Source organism: Dietzia sp. CW19 (assembly GCF_014145265.1).
Lineage (GTDB): Bacteria > Actinomycetota > Actinomycetes > Mycobacteriales > Mycobacteriaceae > Dietzia > Dietzia natronolimnaea.
Genome location: NZ_JAALEE010000050.1, coordinates 1 through 2,721 on the forward strand (window position 1 = coordinate 1; position 2,721 = coordinate 2,721).

Annotated in this window: 3 protein-coding genes; 1 reads left to right on the forward strand and 2 read right to left on the reverse strand. The window is 69.4% G+C overall.

The features are described 5' to 3' along the window. Positions 1-64 precede the first annotated feature (64 nt). Positions 65-889 (reverse strand): translation elongation factor Ts, encoded by an 825-nt coding sequence (tsf, locus tag G6021_RS01850; RefSeq protein ID WP_182640544.1) that lies wholly within the window; start codon positions 887-889, stop codon positions 65-67. A gap of 203 nt (positions 890-1,092) precedes the next feature. Next, positions 1,093-2,004 carry a 30S ribosomal protein S2 gene (rpsB, locus tag G6021_RS01855; RefSeq protein ID WP_182640545.1) on the reverse strand — a complete coding sequence of 304 codons (912 nt, stop codon included), beginning with the start codon at positions 2,002-2,004 and terminating at the stop codon, positions 1,093-1,095. Positions 2,005-2,403: 399 nt separating this feature from the next. Between rpsB and G6021_RS16885 the strand changes: the two genes are divergently transcribed. Next, positions 2,404-2,721: M23 family metallopeptidase (locus tag G6021_RS16885; RefSeq protein WP_206682640.1), on the forward strand; the 318-nt coding region annotated here is incomplete at its 3' end.

The window sequence follows — 2,721 nt, forward strand, 5'->3', positions numbered from 1 at the left end:
GGCACCCGGGAGTCCGGGTGCCGCCGTCGGAGGAGTACCCGCGAGCGCGGGTACCAGGGGCGGATCAGGCCTGGCCGACCTCGAAACGGAGGAAGGCCGTCACCGTGGCGCCGGCCTCGGTGAGGAGCGCGCCGACGGTCTTCTTGCTGTCGGTGACGGACGGCTGGTCCAGGAGGACGACGTCCTTGTAGAAACCATTGAGACGACCCTCGACGATCTTGACGAGCGCCTGCTCGGGCTTGCCCTCCTCGCGGGCGGTGGCCTCGGCGATCTCGCGCTCCTTGGCCACGACGTCGGCGGGCACCTCGTCGCGCGAGACGTACTGCGCCTTGAGCGCGGCGATCTGCATGGCGGCCGAACGGGCGGCGGCCTCGGCGGACTCGCCCTCGCCCTGGTAGGCCACCATGACGCCAACCGCCGGCGGGAGGTCCGAGGAACGCTTGTGGAGGTAGACGGCGACGGGGCCGTCGAGCTTTCCCACGCGACGCAGGACCAGCTTCTCGCCCGACTTGGCGGAGAACGAGACCACCGCGTCGGCGACCGTCGACCCGTCGAGCTCGGCTTCGTTGAGCGCGTCGAGGTCGGAGATGCCCTGGGACGCGGCGACGTCGACGATCTTGTCGGCAAGCGCGATGAACTCGGCGCTCTTCGCCACGAAGTCGGTCTCGGAGTTGAGTTCGATCATGACGCCGTCCTTGACGGCGACCAGTCCCTCGGCGGTGGTGCGCTCGGCGCGCTTGCCCACGTCCTTGGCGCCCTTGATGCGCAGGACCTCGACGGCCTTGTCGAAGTCGCCGTCGGTCTCCTCGAGTGCCTTCTTGCAGTCCATCATCCCGGAGCCGGTGAGCTCACGCAGACGCTTGACGTCGGCAGCGGTGTAGTTCGCCATGGTGGGGCGACCCTCCTAAAAAGAGTTCGTGATGTGTCGGAAGTTGTTGACGTCGGCCGGCGGGCGCGATCGACTCCACCCTAGACGCCTCGGCGCCGGGGGACCCTCGCCCACCTTCACCGACACGTCGGGCCCGGCCCCCGGGAGATCCCGCGTGGGGATCGTGGGCGGCCGGGCCCGACGTGCTCGAGCTGGTGGAGAGATCAGGCCTCGGGGGCCGGCGCCTCGGCGGCCGCGGCCTCGATCTCCTCGGCCTCGACCGCAGGGGCTTCGGTCACGGGGGACTCGGTGCCCGTGATCTCCGAGGCGGGGGCCTCGGCGGCCGTCTCGCCCTCGGGTGCCGCGGTCTCACCGGTCACCTGGTCGAGCTGCTCGGCCTCCCACTCGGCGAGCGGCTCGGCCTCGTCGCCGGTGGCCTTGCCGGCCTGCGAGCGGGCCTTGAGGCCCTCGGCGACGGCAGAGGCGATGACCCGGGTCAGGACGCTGACCGAGCGGATCGCGTCGTCGTTGGCCGGGATCGGGTAGTCCACGAGGTCGGGATCACAGTTCGTGTCGAGCAGGGCCACGACCGGGATGTTGAGCTTGCGTGCCTCGCCGACGGCGATGTGCTCCTTGTTGGTGTCGACGATCCACACGACGGACGGCACCTTGGTCATGTCCCGCATACCACCGAGCGTGCGCGCCAGCTTGGTCATCTCACGCGTGAGCATGAGAATCTCCTTCTTGGTGCGCCCCTCGAACCCACCCGACTGCTCCATTGCCTCGAGCTCCTTGAGGCGGATGAGGCGCTGGTGCACGGTCTGGAAGTTGGTGAGCATGCCACCCAGCCACCGCTGGTTGACGTAGGGCATCCCGACCTTGGCGGCCTCTTCGGCGATGGCCTCCTGGGCCTGCTTCTTGGTGCCGACGAACAGGACCGTGCCACCGTGGGCGACGGTCTCCTTTACGAACTCGTACGCCTGGTCGATGTACGTGAGCGTCTGCTGGAGGTCGATGATGTAGATGCCGTTGCGGTCGGTGAAGATGAACCGCCGCATCTTCGGGTTCCAGCGACGGGTCTGATGACCGAAGTGTGCGCCCGCGTCGAGCAGCTGCTTCATGGAGATGACTGCCATGGAAGTGTTGAGGGGCTCGTCCGGCTTCAAAGCAGCCGGACCGCGAGGCCCTCGTCCTCGCTTTCTGGTGTGTATCGGGTTACGCCCGAGAAACCGGGTGGTCTCGGGCCCTGGTGTCCGCACCGGACCGAACCCCCGACGAGCAGGGGCACCTACGGGTCCGGTGTCCGGTGAAGCCGGGGCTGTTCGGCCCCGGGTCCGGATGCTCCTCCCGTGGGAGGCGCAGGACACGCGAAGTCAATCGACGTCAGTCGACCGCATCGGCAATCATAACCCGCCCGCGCCCGCACTCCAACACGCGATCGATAGCCGTCCCGCCCCTGTGGAGAGTCGCCGACCTCCTCCACAGTGGCGCCCCTCGATCGGATTCCCCACCGCATCACCGGGTGTACTCGACCCATGAGCGCCCCGACTCCGACCACCGCGTCGCCACGTCGCCGATTGTCGGCGATCACCACAGCGGGCGCGGCGGTGGCTGCAGCCCTGCTCGCGACCCTCATCCTGGCCCCTCCGTCCGCCGCGGTCCCGGATCCCCCGCGCCGGGACCTGAGGGGGCCGCTCACCGGTCCGATGTCGGTGGCGACGCCCTTCGACCCTCCCGCCGAGCGCTGGCTGGCGGGCCATCGGGGGGTGGACCTGGCGGCGCCACCTCTGACGACTGTTCGTGCACCCGCCGGCGGCACGGTGCTGTTCGCGGGGCCTGTCGGCGGCCGCCCA

Excerpts from the sequence above, each read along its gene's own strand:
- tsf (WP_182640544.1), bottom strand. The coding sequence starts at position 889 with ATGGCGAACTACACCGCTGCCGACGTCAAGCGTCTGCGTGAGCTCACC.
- rpsB (WP_182640545.1), bottom strand. The coding sequence starts at position 2,004 with ATGGCAGTCATCTCCATGAAGCAGCTGCTCGACGCGGGCGCACACTTC.